The organism is Streptomyces sp. NPDC006393 (assembly GCF_040628575.1).
Classification (GTDB): Bacteria; Actinomycetota; Actinomycetes; order Streptomycetales; family Streptomycetaceae; genus Streptomyces.
Genome location: NZ_JBEXZD010000085.1, coordinates 18,724 through 37,238 on the forward strand (window position 1 = coordinate 18,724; position 18,515 = coordinate 37,238).

At 69.1% G+C, this 18,515-nt stretch carries 5 protein-coding genes; all 5 read left to right on the forward strand.

Going from position 1 to position 18,515, the window contains the following annotated elements; all coding sequences use genetic code 11:
* Positions 1-106: 106 nt before the first annotated feature.
* Complete coding sequence (locus ABZ484_RS28085; protein WP_358868715.1) at positions 107-937, forward strand: HNH endonuclease family protein; 831 nt, start codon at positions 107-109, stop codon at positions 935-937.
* A gap of 230 nt (positions 938-1,167) precedes the next feature.
* Entirely contained in the window at positions 1,168-1,791 is a 624-nt protein-coding gene (locus ABZ484_RS28090) for a BMP family ABC transporter substrate-binding protein (protein WP_358868716.1), read from the forward strand.
* Between the two features lie 288 nt (positions 1,792-2,079).
* The gene (locus ABZ484_RS28095; protein WP_358868717.1) at positions 2,080-12,669 is read left to right on the forward strand and encodes a LamG-like jellyroll fold domain-containing protein; all 10,590 of its coding nucleotides are present in this window, start codon (positions 2,080-2,082) and stop codon (positions 12,667-12,669) included.
* On the forward strand, positions 12,666-13,118 hold the full coding sequence (locus ABZ484_RS28100; RefSeq protein WP_358868718.1) for an SUKH-3 domain-containing protein: 453 nt from the start codon (positions 12,666-12,668) through the stop codon (positions 13,116-13,118). Before ABZ484_RS28095 ends, ABZ484_RS28100 begins: the two co-directional genes overlap by 4 nt.
* Positions 13,119-13,472: 354 nt before the next feature.
* The coding region (locus ABZ484_RS28105; protein ID WP_358868719.1) for a LamG-like jellyroll fold domain-containing protein at positions 13,473-18,515 on the forward strand (5,043 nt) is incomplete at its 3' end.

Sequence of the window (18,515 nt, forward strand, 5' to 3'; positions counted from 1 at the left end):
TGCCTCTTCGCGCCCCATCTGAGCCGCACATCTTCCCGATTACGGTGGGCACGGGAAGGACAGGCCCGGCACACAAGGGTGGGGCCGCACAGCAAGGGGAGGGCTCATGCGCGCAGAGGTGCGCCGGGGTACGCAGGGACGCGCGAACGGGTCCGCGCGGCACCGTGGCGGGGCCGGCCCGCTGCTGCGGGCCGGCGGCCTGGCGGTGTGCGCCGCCGTGGCACTGGTCTCCGGCTGCGACGGCGGCGCGAACAGCGGCGGTTCGCCGACGGGGAGCGCAGCGCCCGCCCCGGCGTCGGACGGGCACTTTGTCAGCCCGCTGAAGAACCCCGACGGCACGAAGCCGGGCCTGGCGCCCCTGACGGGCGAGGCCGACAGGGCCGCGGCCCGCGCGCTCATCGAGTCGCTGTCGACGAAGGGGCGCGGCCCGAAGACCGGCTACGACCGGGACAGGTTCGGCTACGCGTGGATGGACACGGCGGACGGCGTCCCGTGGGCGCGCAACGGCTGTGACACCCGCAACGACCTGCTGAAACGCGACGGCCAGGATGTGCGCTTCCGCAAGGGTTCCACCTGTGTGATCGTCTCGATGAGCCTGCACGACCCGTACACGGGCCGCACGATCCAGTGGACCAAGTCGCACGCGGCCACCGTCCAGATCGACCACGTCATGCCGCTGTCCTACGACTGGCAGATGGGCGCCGCGCACTGGACGAAGGACAAGCGCGAGCAGATAGCCAACGACCCGCTCAACCTCCTCCCCGTGGACGGCCCCGCCAACTCCGCCAAGGGCGACTCCGGCCCGGCGACCTGGCTCCCGCCGAGCAAGGGCATCCGGTGCGCGTACAGCGTGCGCTTCGCCCAGGTGTCACGGAAGTACGAGCTGCCGGTGACGCCCGCGGACAAGAGCATGATGCTTCGCCAATGCGCGGGCTGAGCGCGACCGAGAGGCCGCCCGCGCAGTCCCCGCCCCGCGACCGCGTCCCCGGGGGCACCTGAGCGCGCCCCCGCACCACCACCGCCTGGGCGGGCATGTACCCTACGGCGTCGCTTCCGCATGCGCGCATACGTACGCACATCCCGAGAGCAGAGGTACACCGCCGTGAAGCACGACGTGGACGCCGTTGGCGCGGCCGGGTCGCGGACCCGCATCGTGAGGCCGTCGCGATGAAGGTTCGGCGTACCTGGCGCCGGAGCGAGCGCGACAAGAAGGGCAAGGGCGGCAGCCTCTGGAGCAGAGTGCCCGTCGCCAGGGTGACGGCCGTGGTGGCCGTCGCGCTGCGGGGCCGCCGGGGCCGGGCCGTGGCCGGCGTGGTGGCGGCCGTCGCCCTCGCGCTGGTGGGTGTGCGGCTCTTCGGCGGTGAGGAGAGCGGCCCGCCCGACCCGCGGGCCCGGCAGTACACCGAGATCGACGCCTGTCTGCTGACCGGCGAGAAGGGCATCGTGGCGGGCACGACCGCCGCCACCGTGTGGCAGGGGATGCGGGAGGCGTCCCTGGACACCCGGGCCCGGGTCACCTACGTGCCGGTCATGGGGCCGCAGACGGCGGACAACGTCCGGCCGTTCTTCAACAGCCTGATGCAGCGTCAGTGCGAGATCCTGCTGGCCGTCGGCGACGCCCAGGTCGAGGTCGCGCGGGCAGACGCCGGGAAGCACCCGCAGGTGCGTTTCGTCGTGGTCGGCGGCGAGACGTCCGCGGCCGGCAACATCGCCGTGGCGAAGCCGGATGTGAAGCTGAAGGACACGATCGCGGAAGACGTCCGGCAAGCCGTGCGCATGGTCAAGGCATGACAAAGCCGCAGATGACGCCCCGTCTCCGATAAAGATCAACTAACGACTGTGATCTTATGTAGAACTTATGTGAGCGCTGAGGCAAGCTTCCTGGGCTTCTTTTGACCCTTCCCAAGTAAAGGCTTGCCCGTGCGTGTTCGCTGGGTGCGCGGCCCTCGCTTGTATCCTCCGGGTGGTTCCGGACGGCGCAGAGCGAGGGCTACCGCACTTTCCGTTCTTGTGTCCCTGTCGTTCATGCTCTCCACGGAGACGGCAGAGGCCACCGGCGCCACTCTCTCGGCGCCCAGAATGCCTGAGTTGTCCCTGTCGGGCCTGTGGGAGTGGGTGAGCGAGCCCGACTCACCGGACACCCCGGACCAGGAGGGCGGCACCGCCCGCGGCAAGAGCCACCACGCCTCCGCCGACGCCACCGACGCCGACCGCGGTGTCGGCCGCGCGCCCGGCAGGGGCAAGGGTGAACTCGGCGCCTACAAGCGCCCCGTGGACAAGCCGGAGCAGGCCAGGACCGGCCCGGCCAGGGGCACGGGCAAGAGCTTCGACCCGGCCACCGGCAAGCGGGACGCGAAGAAGTCGACGGAGACCTCGGACTACTACGTCAACGAGGACGGCTCGACGACGATCCGGCACTACTCCGGCCGCACCAACTTCAAGGCGGCCGACGGCAGCTGGCAGCCGATCGACACCACCCTCGTCAAGGACGGGGAGGGCCGCTTCGAGCAGAAGGCCAACTCGCTCGACGTCGACTTCGCCCCGAACGCGGCCGACGACGAGCTGGCCTCCGTCGGTCTCGGCTCCGGCCGGGCCTTGGCCTACGAGCTGAACGGCGCGGCCAAGGTGGCCGCGACCAAGGGTGCCCACGGCACCGTCGTCTACAACGGCGTGCTGCCCGACACCGACGTCCAGTTCGTCCCGATCGCCGACGGCTTCAAGGAGAACGTCGTCCTGCGCTCGCCGGACGCCGCCAACTCCTGGGTCTTCAAGCTGGACACCAAGGGCCTGGACCCGCGCGTGGCCGAGAACGGCGACGTGGAGTTCGTGGGTGCCGACGGCAAGGTCGCCGCCACCGTCCCGCACGCCTACATGGAGGACGCCGACACGGACCGGCGCTCCGGTGAGGGCGCGCGCTCCGCGAAGGTCTCCTACGAGCTGACCACCGTGGACGGCGAGCCGGCGCTGCGGATGACCGCCGACCGGGCCTGGCTGGACGACCCGAAGCGGGTCTACCCGGTCACCGTCGACCCGACGACGGTCCTCGCGAGCGAGGCGACGTACGTCCAGACCGACTACGCCGCCAACCGTTCCGCCGAGACGCAGATCAAGGTCGGTTCGTACGACAGCGGCACCACCAAGGCCAACTCGTTCCTGCAGTTCTCCAACCTGGGGACGACCCTCGCCGGCAAGAAGGTGTCCGCCGCCACCCTGAACGTGTGGGCGCTGTGGTCCTCGACCTGCACCCCCGAGTCGTTCTCGGTGTACCCGGTGACCAAGTCGTGGTCGCCGTCGACGACGACCACCTACCCCGGACCGTCGTACGGCGCCGCCATCGGCACCGCCACGCCGAGCCCCGGCGCCTCCTGCACCAACAGCTCCGGCAGCGCCGACGTCGGCGTGAAGATGCCGGTGACCCTGTCGACCTCGTGGTTCACCCAGGTCGCCACCGGCGGCGCCGACTACGGCCTGGCCATGGCCGCGCCGACCGGTGACATGCTGCACTGGAAGAAGTTCCACTCCGACGACTCGGCCACCGCCGCCTGGCGGCCCTCGCTGGACCTGACCTACGCGCCGAACACCGCGCCGCAGGTCAACGCCCAGTACCCGCCGGAGAACTTCCAGGCCAACACCCTCCAGCCGGAGCTGCTGGTCTACGCGAGCGACGCCGACAAGTGGCCGAACGCGAGCCTGACCTACAGCTTCGAGGTGTACGACGCCGACTCCACCAGCACCACCCCGGTGGTCACCTCCGGCAACCTCACCAAGAGCAGCTGGAAGATCCCCGCGGGCAAGCTGAAGTGGTCGAAGAACTACGTCTGGTACGTGGGTGTGACCGACGGCTACGAGGAGGTGGCCTACTCCAGCCGCTTCACCACCGCGGTGCCGCAGCCGCCGGTGACCTCGGGCCTGGCCCAGAACACCGACGGCCACGAGTTCGACCCGTCCGAGGCGAACTACACCACCGAGGACAGCGACGCGGACGTCGAGGTGGTCGGCCCCTCGCTGGAGATCGAGCGGTCGTACAACAGCATCGACCCGCGCATCGACAGCGCCTTCGGCGCCGGCTGGTCGACGGTCGTCGACATGAAGGCCGCCGAGGTGAAGGACCCGTCCGGTGCCGTCACCAGCGTCATCGTCACCTACCCGGGCGGTGAGCAGGTCGCCTTCGGCCGCAACAGCGACGGAACGTTCCAGCCCCCGCTGGGCCGCTACGCGCGGCTGCAGCCGGTGACCGGCGGCTACACGCTGACGGACAAGGACTTCACGGAGTACGCCTTCAAGCAGGCGACCGCGAAGGCCGGCACCTACGCCATCTCCGGCATCAAGGACTACGCGGGCCGCACCGAGACGTTCACGTACAACACGTCCAAGCAGCTCACGAAGATCGCCAACGAGACGTCGAAGCGCTCGCTGACGCTGTCGTGGCAGACCCCTGCGGGCGCCACCACCGCGCACGTCGCCACGGTGGCCACCGACCCGTCCACCGCGGGTGACTTCGACACCGCGCAGACGTGGCAGTACAGCTACAGCGGCGACCAGCTGACCAAGGTCTGCCCGCCGGCGGACTGGTCGCACTGCACGTCGTACTCCTACGTCACCGGCAACCACTACCGCACCACGGTGCTGGACGCCGACCCGTACGCGTACTGGCGGCTCGGCGAGGCCGCCGGGGCGACCGTCGCCAAGGACACCGTCGACCTGAACCAGGGCCGCTACAACGGCCTGTACCACAACGTGACCCTGGGCAGCTCGCCGGTCCTCGCGGGCTCGACGCAGACCACGGCCACCTTCAACGGCACCACCTCCTACGTGGAGATGCCGTCCGCGCCGGGCGCGACGCCGTCGTACACGACGGTCTCGCTGTGGTTCAGGACGACCACGGCCGGCGGCGTGCTCTTCTACTACGGCGACAAGCCGCTGAGCGACGCCGACCCGGTCAACAACACGACGAAGAACACCCCCGCGGTGTACGTCGGCACGGACGGCAAGCTGCGTGGCTGCCTGGCGATGTCCCCGAGCTGCAGCCCGAACATCGTCTCGTCGGCGACCGTCACCGACGGCCAGTGGCACAACGCGGTCCTCACCGGCCAGGCCACCGGCCAGACGCTCTACCTGGACGGCGTCGCACAGGGCTCCCTGTCGGGCACCATCAACGACTGGAACCAGCCGTACATCTCGCTCGGCGCGGGTGTGAACACCCAGGGCTGGCCGGCGATGAACCCGAACGACCAGCTCGGGCACTACACCGGTCAGATGGCCGAGGTCGCCGTCTACTCGGAGCCGCTCGACCCGTCGGTGATCACCGCGCAGTACCAGGCCGCCAAGCGGTCCGCCGGTCTGCTCAGCAAGATCACCACGCCGGGCGGCAAGACGCAGGCGTCGATCGCCTACGGCCCCACCGACGACCTGGTCACGCAGGCCACGGACGGCGACGGCGGCACGTGGAAACTCAACCCGCCGACCGTCACCGGTTCCTCGCAGGTCTACCGCTCCGCCGTGATGGGCTCCGCCCCGGCCGGCTACTGGCGGCTGGCCGACACGAACGGGGCCGCGCAGGCCGCCAACGAGATCCACACCGGTTTCGGCACGTACAACACCGTCACACAGGGTGTGGCGGGTCCGTTCGGCACGGGTGACGTGACCGCGGCGTCCTTCAACGGCACGTCGTCGTACGCGGAGATCCCGTACCAGCCGGGACACTCCTCCGCCGACCGCGCGGTCGAACTGTGGTTCAGGACGGCCAAGCCGGGTGTGATCCTGTCCGACCAGTACCAGGCCCCGACCGGCACCACCCCGGCGGGCGGCTGGAACCCACTGCTGTACGTGGGCGCCGACAACAAGCTGCACGGCCACTGGTACACGGTCGCCGGGTCCGGCACCACCGCCTTCGGCACCACGAACACGGTGACCGACAACCAGTGGCACCACGCCGCCCTGTCGGTCTCGGGCACGACCCAGACGATGTACCTCGACGGTGTCAAGGTCGCCGACTTCACCGGCGCGGCCAACGACCAGTCCAACACCCGCACCTTCGTCGGCGCGGGGTATGCCAAGGGCTGGTACCAGACCCCGGCCGACGTCAGTTTCTTCACCGGCTCCATCGCCGAGGTCGCGGCCTACGACCACGCCCTCGACGAGGACGAGATCGAACGGCACTGGTCGGCGTACAAGGCGTCCTCCGGCGTCGCTCCGGTCAAGACGGTCAAGCTGACCGACCCGACGAACAAGACGCTGACGTACGTGTACGACGCGGAGATGGGTGACCGTCTGCTCGCCGCGATCGACACCGGGGGCAAGCGGACGACGTACGGTTACGACACGGGCGGCTTCCTGCACACCGTGACGGACGCCAACGGCAACCGCGGCATCACCGGTCACGACGTGCGCGGCAACACGGTCTCGCAGACCGACTGCCAGGACACGGCGGCGAACAAGTGCGCCACGGAGTACTACACGTACTACCCGGACGCGACGACCGCGTTCCCGCCGATGGACCCGCGCAACGACCTGCTCATGACCGAGCGGGACGCGCGTTCGGCGTCCGCGACGGACAACACGTACCTGACCAGCTACACCTACGACACCGGCGGCAACCTGCTGTCGGTGACCACCCCGCCGGTGCCCGGCCACCCCGACGGCCGCACCGCCGCCACCACCTACACCACGTCCACGACCCCCGCGGCCGAGGGTGGTACGGCGGTGGCCCCCGCGGGCCTGGTGGACACGGTCACCACGCCGGGCGGCAAGAAGACGAAGAACGTCTACTACGCCAACGGCGACCTGGCCTCGGTCACGGACGCCAACGGCGCCGAGGTGACGTACACGTACGACAACCTGGGCCGGAAGGTCTCGCAGAAGGAGATATCCGACTCCCAGCCGAACGGCCTGACCACCACCTGGACGTACGACAAGGACGACCAGGTGACCTCGGAGACCGCCCCGGCGGTCACCAACCGCGTCACCGGCGCGGTGCACCAGGCGAGGACGACCACCGTCTACGACCACGACGGCGACGTCACCTCGCAGACCGTCGCCGACCTCACCGGCGGTGACGCCTCGCGGACGACGTCGATGACGTACGACGCCTACGACCGTGTCGCCACGCGCACGGACCCGGGCGGCGACACCACGTCGTTCGAGTACGACGTCTACGGCAACAAGGTGAAGGAGACCGACCCCGCGGGGAACGTCAACACCTACACCTTCGACGGCGAGGGCCGTCCGCTCACGACCAACCTGCTCAACCACACCGGCGACCCGAACAACCCGTCGGCGCCGACCACGCTGGTGCAGGAGTCCCGGGCCTACGACCCGGCCGGCCGCCTCGCGTCCGTCACGGACGCCATGGGCTGGGTGACGGCGTACACCTACACCGACGACGGCCTGACGGCCTCCGTCACCCGCAAGGACCCGGCGAACGGCAAGCAGTTCGTCGAGGAGTCCAACACCTACGACATGGCCGGGAACCTGATCAAGCAGGTGACCAACGACGGCCGCACCACGAACACCTTCGCGGTGGACGCGGACGACCGCGTCACGTCGTCGGTACTCGACCCGACCGGGGTCAACCGGACCACCAAGGTGTCCTACGACCCGGACGACAATGTCGTCAGCGAGACGGAGAGCGATCCGTCGACGGGTGACGTCGACACCACCGACACGCTGTACGACAACCTGGGCAACGTGAAGGGGGCCGTCGAGCACGACGGGACCACCGCTCCGGTGGCCCGCTACAAGCTCGACGAGACGACCGGCTACCCGGTCGGCGACTCCTCCGGCGGCAACCGCACCGGCACGCACGGCACGGGCATGCACTGGAACACCGACCACGGCGGCAGCGCCGTGTTCGACGGTGACGCCGACTCCTACGCGCAGACGGACGGGCCGGTGGTCAACACGGCCGGCAGCTTCACCGTGTCCGTGTGGGCGAAGCTCACCGACACGTCGGTCAACCACACGCTGGTCTCCCAGGACGGCGACCAGATCTACGGCTTCGTCCTGTACTACTCGACGGGCAGCGGTGGCTGGACCTTCGCCCGCCGGGCCACGGACAGTACGAGTGCCACCCTGGTACGGGCCACGTCGGGTTCGGCGGCGGTCACGGCGAACACCTGGACCCACCTCGTGGGTGTCTACGACGCCGCGGCGGCCGAGATCCGGCTGTACGTCAACGGCGCGCTCGCCTCGGAGACGGCCTACACCACCCCGTGGAGCGCCAACGGACCGCTGCAGCTCGGCCGGCACCAGGCGGGCAGCAGCCACGGCGGCAACCACAAGGGCGGTCTCGACGACGTCCAGGTCTACGGCGAGGCCCTGACCGGTTCGCAGGTGACGTCCGTCTACAACGGCACGCTCCCCGCGGCCGGCAGCTCTGTGCACACCGCCACGTACAAGCTGGACCAGCGTGGCCTGCCGCTGTCCATCACCGAGGCGAACGGCAACACGACCGACTACGGATACGACGAGGCCGGTCAGCAGACCAGCGTCACCGAGCCGGTGGTGAACGCCGAGACGAACGGCGGCACGGCGACGGCCATCCGTCCGGTCTCGATGATCGGGTACAACACCTTCGGCGAGCAGACCGAGACCTCCGACCCGCTCGGCAACGTCACCGTCACCGCCTACGACGCCGAGGGCCAGGAGACCTCGACGAAGCTGCCGGACTACACCCCGCCGGGGTCGTCGACGCCGATCACGGCCACGTCCTGGAACGAGTACAACGACCTCGGACAGGTCACGGCCGAGGTCGACCCGCTGGGCAACCGGACGACGTACACGTACACACAGCTCGGCGACGTGGCCTCGGTCACGGAACCCGGCGGCGGCAAGTCCACGTACGTCTACGACGCCAACGGCGACCTGCTGTCGACGACCCGACCGAACGGCGCCCGTGAGGAGTCCACCTGGGACTACCTCGGCAACGAGCTGACCAGTACGGACATCGTCCGTCAGCCGGCGCAGCGGGCCTACACGGCGATCAACGAGTACAACGCCCCCGGCGGCGACCTGTCCCGGCAGATCAGCCCGACGGGTGTGACCACGTCGTACAAGTACAACGCCCTCGGCGACGTCACCGAGGTGACCGACCCCGCGGGCAACGTGTCGTCGTACACGTACACCATGGACGGCGACGTCCTGGTCGCCAAGGACCCGGACGGCACCAGCACCAAGAACACCTACGACGGGTTCGGACGCCTGGTCACCACCCAGGATCTGGATGCCCTCGGCAATGTGCTGCGCACCAGCAGTGCCACGTACGACCGGGCAGGCAACGCCCTGTCGGTGACCGACTACCGCGGCCACACGAACTCGTTCACCGTGGACCCGACGGGCCTGGTCACCAAGGCGGTGGAGCCGGTCTCGGCGACCGAGTCGATCACCACGACCTACGGCTATGACGCGGCCGGCAACCGGACCCGCTTCACCGACGGCCGTGGCAACCCGTTCATCACCACCTACAACACCTGGGGGCTGCCCGAGTCTCAGATCGAGCCGTCCACTCCGGCCACCCCCGACCTGGCGGACCGCACCTTCACCACGGTGTACGACGCCAACGGCCGGGTCAGGGAGCTCCGTTCGCCGGGCGGTGTGGTCGTCACGAACGAGTACGACGCCAAGAACCGCCTGACGAAGATGTCGGGCACGGGTGCGGAGGCCGCCACGGTCGACCACACCTACGCGTACGACTCGGACGACAACATCACGGCCGTCGCGGGTGCGGGCACCGACCTGAACACCTTCAGCTACGACGACCGCGGCCTGCTCCTGTCGACGTCCGGCCCGTCGGGCTCTTCCTCCTTCGCCTACAACGGCGACGGGGCGATGACCTCCCGCACGGACGCCTCCGGCACGACGACCTACGGGTACGACACGGCCGGCCGGCTGAAGACGGTCGACGACGGCGCCACCGGTTCCGCGCTGACCTACACCTACGACGTCGACAACAACGTCAAGCAGATCGACTACGGCACCGGCAAGTCGAAGCGCGAGTTCTCCTACGACTCCTTGGAGCGCATCACCAACGACAAGCTGACCTCGTCCACCGGCAAGGTTCTCGCCTCCATCGGGTACGGATGGGACGAGAACGACAACATGACGTCGAAGACGACGACAGGGGTCAGCGGCGCCTCGTCGAACACGTACACCTACGACTGGTCGAACCGCCTCACGTCGTGGAACAACGGCACGACGACGGAGGTCTACGGCTACGACGCCTCGGGCAACCGCACCCGCGTCGGCGGCGACACGTACACGTACGACGCCCGCAACCGGCTCACGTCGGACGGGCACAACGCGTACACGTACACCGCGCGCGGCACGCTGAAGACGATCACGGACGAGGGCGGGACGCAGACCCTGCTCAAGGCCGACGCCTTCAACCGGGTGATCAACGAGGGTGACCGGACGTACACCTACGACGGTCTGGACCGGGTCCTGTCCGCCAGGGACGGCACGGGCGCCGACGTCTTCGGCTTCAAGTACAGCGGTGTCGGCAACGACGTGGCCTCGGACGGTTACGCGTCCTACAGCCGCGACGCCGACGGCTCCCTGCTGGGCGTGAAGACGGGTGCGTCGTCGGCCCTGGCTCTGACGGACGTCCACGACGACGTCGTGGCCCAGTTCACCGACTCCTCCGAGGCGCTGACCGGCTCGGCGACGTACACGCCGTTCGGCAAGACGTCGTCCTCGTCCGGCATGGTGGGCAACCTGGGCTACCAGTCCGGGTGGACCGACCCGCAGACGGCCAAGGTCAACATGGCCGCGCGCTGGTACTCGCCGCAGACCGGGCAGTTCAACAGCCGTGACACGGTGAGCAACGAGCCGCTGCCGGACTCGGTGAACGCCAACCAGTACGCGTACGCCAACGACAACCCGATGACGGGCACCGACCCGACGGGTCACTGGTTCGGCTTCATCAAGAAGGCCGTCAAGAAGGTCACCAAGAAGGTCAAGAAGGCGGCCAAGTCGGCCTGGAAGAAGACCAAGCACACCGTCAAGAAGGCCGCGAAGGCCGTCCGCAAGGCCGCCAAGAAGATCAAGAAGGCGGCCAAGAAGGTGGTCCGCAAGGCCCGCCGGGTGGTCCGGAAGGCCGTGCACTATGTGCATGACAGCGTCAAGAAGGTCAAGAGATACGTCAAACGGACCTACAAACGAGTAAAGAGGTACGTCCACAAGGTCGTCCAGCACGTCAAGAAGACCGTCCGCAAGGTCGCCAAGGCGGTCAAACACGGGGTGGCCAAGGCGGTCAAGGCGGCCAAGAAGGCCGTCAAGAAGATCGGCAGAGGCGTCAAGAAGGCCGCCAAGGCCACAGCCCACTTCGTGAAGCAGCACGCCGCGACCATCGCCTCGGTGGCGGTCGGTGTCGTGGTCTTCGCGGGCTGTACGGCCGCCACGGCCGGTGCCGGTGCGATCGGCTGCGCGGCCCTCGCGGGCGCCGCGGCCAACGGCGTCGGCTACATGATGAGCGACGGACCCAAGTCCGTCGGCGGCTTCCTCGGTGCGGTCGCCATCGGCGGTGTCACCGGTGCTCTCGGTGGCGCGGTCGGCGGTGCGGCCTCCGGCGCGGTGGGTCGCCTGCTCGCCGGTGTCGGCGGCAAGGTGCTCCAGGGGGCGGCCATGGGCGCCGCCGGCGGCGCCGCGGAGGGCGCGGTCGGCTACGGCGTCTCCTGCGCCACGAGCGAGGAAGGGTGCAGCGTCTCCGGCGCGGCCAAGGCGTCGGCCGTGGGTGCCGTCACCGGCGGTGTCTTCGGTGCGGCGGCCAGCAGGTTCGGTCCGAAGGGCAAGTCCCGGCCGGAGCCGGACGAGGCGCCCTCCGGCCCCAGCTGCCGGATCCGGGTTCCGCACAGCTTCACCGGTCTGACCGGTGTGCTGATGGCCAACGGCGCGGTCAAGCCGATCTCCGAGGTCAAGGCCGGGGACTGGGTCCTCACGGCCGAGCCCGGCAAGAAGGAGAAGGAGAAGCACCGGGTCAAGGAAGTGATCGTCACCAAGACCGACCGTGACTACGTCGATGTCGTCGTGGCCACGAAGTCGGGTCCGGAGACGATCCAGACCACCGAGCACCACCAGTTCTACGAGGCGACCCGGAACGCCTGGACCCCGGCCGGTGACCTCGAGGCGGGCGAGAAGCTCCAGAACGGTGACGGGGCCACGACCCGGATCGTCAAGGTCACGTCGTACACGGCGCAGCGCGTCACGTACGACCTCAGCGTCGAGGACCTGCACACCTATCACGTGCTGGCCGGAACCACGCCGGTCCTCGTGCACAACTGCGAGGAGGCCGATCTCCAGTCCGAGCTGACCAAGTTGGGCAGAGCGCGGATCGAGCAGGTCAAGGCGAGCCTTGGCGACGACGACGTCCTTCCGGGCGCCTTCAGCGTCGGACGGGACCGGACCACCGGAAAGACGTACTACGGTGAGAGCGGGCCCGAGACCGGGCTTCACCCGGATGTGACGTCGCGACTCCCGGGGGAATCACAGCTCCCCAACGGCCGGCCGCCGGGTGTGTGCGCTGAGGCACGTATGTGCACCAACGCCCTGAACGACGGAGCCTCTCTGGAGAACCTGGATATCATCACGCTGAATCAGAAGGGCAAGAAATTCAAGATGTGCCCCAACTGCCAGACGTGGGTTCCGGGTGCAGTCAGAAAGGTGTTGACCGGATGAGTGGGTCCGACGAGAACGCGCGCCGCGAGAGGTTGCGGGACGCGTTCCCCGGCGCGACGCGGGTGGACGTCGGTACGGCCTCCCTCGAGCAGGTGTCACGCCTCTACGAGGAGGCGGGGTACCCGGTGGGGCCGGAACTGGGCGCCTTCCTCGCGGAGTACCGCGAATGCTCCATCGCGTGGCTGTATCGCGGAATGGAGGTGGAAGTGATCATCGACGCCGAAGAAGCGTTGTCCTTCTACCCGGGGAACATTCGCATCTACTCGAAGAAGGTGCAGCGTCCGCTGGTTCCCGTCGGCTCTGCTTTCGCCACCGAAGAAGTGGTGTTGATTGCACCTGATGGGGATGTCTTCCTCGCTGGAGACGCGGGAATGCAGCGTGTCGGCAACGGGTTCGTGGAATCCATGCGGGCGCTGATTTCCGGCGACTGGGACAAGACCTTCTTCTGACAGTCCTGAGAACCGGTCTCCACGCGGCATGAGGGCCCGTCAGTCCATGACGGGCCCTCATGCCTTTCTGCCATCACCTGCCGAGCCCCCTTGCCCGTGGCCCTGACGCCGGCCGGACGGCATGCCGGCGTCTCCGCATGAGTCACCGTCAGATGAAGATTCGATGCTCCGTGCATGATGACGAGGCAAAGGCGTTCACAAGTCGCAAAGGGGCACCCAGCGGTAAATCGGTCAGGTTGAGTAAGAGGCGGTCAAGAGCTGCACAAGATCACCTTTTGAGTCTGTCCACAGGATGTTCACAGCAGACAAGATCGGCGCGTTTCTATGTCGTTCTTGACCGCTGGAGTCGAAGCCGTGCCTCTGTGGCCGCTCAGCCGCCGCCCGCGCCGCCCGCGCCCCGCGCGTTCCTCGCGCACCGGGGGGCCCGTACGCCGCGCCCACCGTGCGCGGCGCTCCGTCGCCGTGGTGGCGCTCACCGCGCTCGCACTGATGCTGACGACGGATCAGGCCCTCGCCGAGGGCCTGGAACTGGGCCGCATCGAGCTGCCGAGCATGAGTCTCGCCTCGATCGCCTCCTGGTTCACCGATCCGCACTGGGGCAGGTTGCCGCACCAGCAGTCCGGCACGGCCGCCGGGCACCGGCACCACGTCTCCGCCGACACCACCGCCGCCCACCGCGGCGCGGGCCACGCCCCCGGCAAGGGCCGCGGCGAGCTGTCCGCCTACCACCCGCACAAGCCGGCCGTCACGCAGGGCCGCAGCGGCGGCGGCGCCTTCAACGCCAAGACCAGCAAGCGCGACGCCGCCAAGTCCACGCGCAACGAGACGGTCTACGACAACGCCGACGGCTCCACCACCCGCCGGATATCGCCGACACCGGTCAACTACCAGGTCAAGAAGGGCCGCTGGGCTCCGATCGACGTGGACGTGCGGGCCGGGCCGGACGGCCGCTGGCACGAGAAGGCCAACTCCGTCGCGGTCGACTTCGCCGTCAAGGCCACCGACTCCGCCCTCGCCTCCCTGGCTGCCGACTCCCGTCACCGCGTCGCCTACTCGCTCAAGGGCGCGGCCCCCGTCAAGGGCACCGCGCACGGCTCCACCGTCACCTACGGGGGCGTCCTCGACGCCACCGATCTGAAGGTGACGCCCACCGCCACCGGTGTGAAGGAGTCGGTCGTCCTGCACTCCGCGGACGCCGGCAACACCTGGACCTTCCCCCTCACCCTCAAGGGCCTCACCCCCGTCCAGCACAGAGACGGCTGGATCGACCTGCGGGACGGGTCGGGCAAGACCGTCGAGCGCATCCCTCCGGCCTACGCCTACGACTCGAACGTCGACCGCCGCTCCGGCGAGCCGGTCACCACCCACCACGTCACCTCCGAGCTGGTCCACTCCAAGGACGGCTACGCGCTGAAGGTGACGCTGGACAGCCGCTGGCTGCACGACGCCCACCGCGTCTTCCCGGTCACCATCGACCCGACCGTGGACGACGGCTGGACCACCACCTACGCCGAGTCCGGTTCCGGCAACAACGTCGACCACTCCTACGAGCAGACCATCAAGGCCGGCTCCTACGACTCGGGCACCCACTCGGCGATCGGCTTCGTCAACCACTGGGACACCGCCTGGGACGGAAGCCACGCCACCGTCAGCTCCGCGACCCTGCACCTGTTCGACACCTGGGCCTCCACCTGCACGGCGGAGCGTTTCGACGTCGCCCTGGTGACCGGCTCCTGGACCCCGGAGTCCGTCACCTCCTACCCGGGCCCCTCGAAGGGCTCCACCATCGGCAACGCCACCCCAAGCGTGCCGAACGCGTGCGCCAACACCGCCGCCGACCGCACCGTCGGCGACTGGGTGACCGTCCCCCTGTCCACCTCCGCGATCCAGGGCTGGTTCAACGGCACCACCGCCGACCACGGCCTGGCGGTGTACGCCTCCACCGCCGACGCCCTGCACTGGAAGCAGTTCGGCTCCTTCAACGACCCGGGCAAGGGCCCGTGGCTGGAGGTCACCTACACCGGCAACACCGCGCCGCAGCTGTACGAGCAGTTCCCGCAGGACAACGCCGTCGTGGGCACCACCCAGCCGGAGCTGACCGCATGGGCGGGCGGCGCCAACTCCACCAGCGGCAGCGGCAACCAGTACCTGTTCCAGGTCTTCGACGCCTCCGGCGCCACCAAGATCGCCGACTCCGGCCTGCTCTCCACCGGCGACTGGACCGTGCCCGTCGGCAAGCTCGCCTGGGGCAAGTCCTACACCTGGGCCGTCCAGGCGTACGACGCGACCACCAAGCTGTACTCCCCGGCCGACCTGTACTCACTGTCCGTGCAGGTACCGCAGCCCGTGATCACCTCCGGGCTGTCGCAGAACAGCAGCGACCACGGCTTCGACGCGTCCATCGGCAACTACACCACCTCCGACACCGACGCCTCGATCTCCACCGTCGGCCCGTCCCTGGACGTCGAACGCGACTACAACTCCCGCGACCCGCGCTGGACGGGCGCCTTCGGCGCCGGCTGGTCGAGCATCTTCGACTCCCGGGCCACCGAGCAGTACACCGCCTCCGGAGCGGTCTCCAGCGTCGTCGTCACCTACCCGGACGGCTCGCAGGTCGGCTACGGCAAGAACAGCGACGGCACCTTCACACCCGGCAGCGGACGCTTCGCCACCTTCAAGACGGTCACCGGCGGCTACACGCTGACCGACAAGGACGACACCCTCTACACCTTCACCCAGTCCCTGGGCTCCGGTGGCTACGGCCTGACCTCGGTGACGGACGCCAACGGCCGGTCGGTGAACCTCACCTGGACCAGCGGCCACATCACCAAGATGACCTCCGCGGTCTCCGGCCGCTCCCTGTCGCTGACCTGGCAGACCCCCTCGGGCGCCCAGGCCGCGCACGTGGCCACCGTCGTCACCGACCCGGTCACCCCCGGCGACGCGAACACCGTCCAGACCTGGACCTACGGCTACACCGGCGACCAGCTGACCAAGGTCTGCTCACCGCTGTCGGCCACCAAGTGCACCGCCTACGGCTACGCCTCCGGTTCCGGCTACCGCAACGCGGCGCTCGACCTGGACCCGCACACCTTCTGGCCGCTGTCGGAGGCCTCCGGCGGCACCACCGCCAAGGACGCCGTCCTCGCCAACGAGGGCACCACCGACGCCACGTACGAGAACGTCACCCTCGGCCAGACGGCCGGCCCGCTGACCGGCTCCACCGCGAAGGCCGCCACCTTCAACGGCACCACCTCGGACATCGCGCTGCCCAAGAACCTCGGCAACGACACCGACTCCGGCGCGATATCCCTGTGGTTCAAGACCTCGCAGGGTCCGGGCGTGCTCTACTCGTACGCCTCGCAGCCCATCGGCTCCGGGCAGGCGGCAGGGTTCTACACCCCGTCCATCTACGTCGGCACCGACGGCAAGCTGAACGCGGAGTTCTGGTACAGCGGCGGCGTCAACCCGATCGTGTCCTCCGCGTCCGTCGCCGACGGCAAGTGGCACCACGTGGTGCTGTCCGCCGCGGGCAACTCCCAGACGCTGTACCTGGACAAGGTCAAGGTCGGCTCGCGCAGCGGCACCGTCTCCATCAAGAGCGCGACCGCCTTCGGCAAGAACCAGTCGTTCAACTACCTCGGCACCGGCTTCCTCGGCGGCAGCTGGCCCGACGAGCCGCACTACTCGGCGTCCGAGCCGGACGGCTACGCCACCTGGTTCAACGGCTCCATCGCCGACGTCGCCTGGTACGGCCGCCCGCTGGTGTCCGCCGACGTCAACGCGCTGTACACGTACGGCACCCACGGCACCAGCCTGCTGAGCTCCATCACCCGGCCCTCCGGCAAGGCCTTCGCGGCGATGTCGTACGACTCGGACAGCACCACGCTGACCCAGCTCACCGACGAGAACGGCGGCGTGTGGAAGCTGGGGGCGCCCACCGTCGCCGGGTCCAGCGACACCTACCGCGGCGCGGTCCTCGGCGGTGCGCCCGCCGAGTACTTCCGGCTCGGCGAGGCCGCCGGCGCGGCCAGTGCCCTGGACGAGGTGCGCGGCGGCGACGGCACGTACAACGCGGTCACGCTCGGCGGGGCAGGCCCGTTCAGCGACCACAAGGCCGCCTCCTTCGACGGCACCTCCTCCTCGGTGGCGCTGCCCGGCGGCTCCCTGCCCGGCTCGGGCGCGGAGACGGCGAGCATGTGGTTCAAGACCTCGACGGCGAACGGCGTCCTGCTCGCCGCGTCCCGGGACCCGCTGACGGGCGGCACCACGCCGACCGCGTACACCCCGGTGCTCTACATCGGCAGCAGCGGCAAGCTGTACGGCGAGTACTACTTCTCCGGCGGCTCCACCAAGCCGCTCGCCTCCGCCTCCGCCGTCACCGACGGCAAGTGGCACCACGTGGTGCTGTCCACCTCGGCGAGCAGCCAGTCGCTCTACCTGGACGGCGCCCTGGTGGGCACCCAGAGCGGCGCGGCGTCCATGGTGAACCAGCCGTACACCTACGTCGGCGCCGGCTACCTCGGCGGCAACTGGCCCGACGAGGCGCACCACAACACCTCGGACAACACCGGCTACGCCACCTACTTCAAGGGCTCTCTCGCCGAGGTGGCCCTCTACCGCTCCGAGCTGACCGCCGCGGACGTCACCGAGCAGTTCCAGGCGGCGAAGAACTCCACCGGTCTGCTGCCGGTGGAGACCGTCAAGGTCACCTCGCCGACCAACTCGACGCTGACGTACACCTACGACGTCGACCACGGCGACCGCGCCCTGACCGAGACCGACGGCCTGGGCAACAAGACCAGCTTCGGCTACGACACCGCCGGCTTCGAGCACACCGTCACCGACCCCAACGGTGCGATGACCGTGACCGGCCACGACGTCCGCGGCAACATCGTGTCCTCCACGTCCTGCCAGGACCAGGCCGCGAACAAGTGCAACACCGAGTACTACACGTACTACCCGGACGACACCACGGCCCAGCTGACCACCGCCGACCCGCGCAACGACCAGCTGCTGACCGAGCGCGACGGCCGCTCCTCGTCCGCCACCGACAACACCTACCTGACGTCGTACACGTACGACCCGGCGGGCGACCAGACCGCGATCACCGGTCCGGCGGTGCCCGGCTTCCCGGACGGCCGCACCACCACGACCGAGTACAGCGACGGCACCAGCGCCTACCCGTCCGCCGACGGCGGCGTGGTGCCCAAGGGCCTGCCGGTGAAGACCGTCAGCCCCGGCGGCGCGGTCAACCGGGTGTCGTACTTCAAGAACGGCGACGTGGCCTCCACCACCGACGCCATCGGCCTGGTCACCACCTACACCTATGACGGCGTGGGCCAGGTCACCAGCCAGAAGGTCGTCTCGGACACCTACCCGAACGGCCTGGTGACG

What these genes read in the sequence shown, in the direction of transcription:
- ABZ484_RS28085 (WP_358868715.1), top strand. Translation starts at nt 107, where the DNA reads ATGCGCGCAGAGGTGCGCCGGGGTACGCAGGGACGCGCGAACGGGTCC.
- ABZ484_RS28090 (WP_358868716.1), top strand. Translation starts at nt 1,168, where the DNA reads ATGAAGGTTCGGCGTACCTGGCGCCGGAGCGAGCGCGACAAGAAGGGC.
- ABZ484_RS28095 (WP_358868717.1), top strand. Translation starts at nt 2,080, where the DNA reads ATGCCTGAGTTGTCCCTGTCGGGCCTGTGGGAGTGGGTGAGCGAGCCC.
- ABZ484_RS28100 (WP_358868718.1), top strand. Translation starts at nt 12,666, where the DNA reads ATGAGTGGGTCCGACGAGAACGCGCGCCGCGAGAGGTTGCGGGACGCG.